Origin of the sequence: Pseudomonas japonica (assembly GCF_013522925.1) — a bacterium.
Taxonomy (GTDB): Bacteria; Pseudomonadota; Gammaproteobacteria; order Pseudomonadales; family Pseudomonadaceae; genus Aquipseudomonas; species Aquipseudomonas japonica_A.
Window position 1 is genome coordinate 1 of the sequence record NZ_JAAMQU010000051.1, and the last position, 314, is coordinate 314.

Annotated in this window: 1 protein-coding gene; it reads left to right on the forward strand. The window is 65.3% G+C overall.

All coding sequences use genetic code 11. The annotated features are described in order from the left end of the window. On the forward strand, nucleotides 1–314 hold a 314-nt coding region (locus tag G7016_RS24825), incomplete at both ends, for a VCBS domain-containing protein (RefSeq protein WP_219856374.1).

Consider the following 314-nt stretch of genomic DNA (forward strand, 5'->3'; position numbering starts at 1 on the left):
ACGCCGACAGCGGTGAAACTGCCACGCTGGTGTTCAGCCAGACTTCGGCCGACAAGGTTCCAGGCTTTACCCTGAACACCGACGGCAGCTGGACGCTCGACCCGAGCAATGCGGCCTACCAGCACCTGGCTGTCGGCCAGAGCACGAGCTACAACATCCAGTACGTCGCCACCGACGCCCAGGATGCGGCCAGTGCTCCCCAGACGCTGACCGTCACCGTCACCGGCACCAACGACACCCCGGTGATCACCACCTCGGTGGCCGACAGTAAGGCCACCGTCGTCGAGGACAGCTCCCTTGCTTCCGGCACGCTG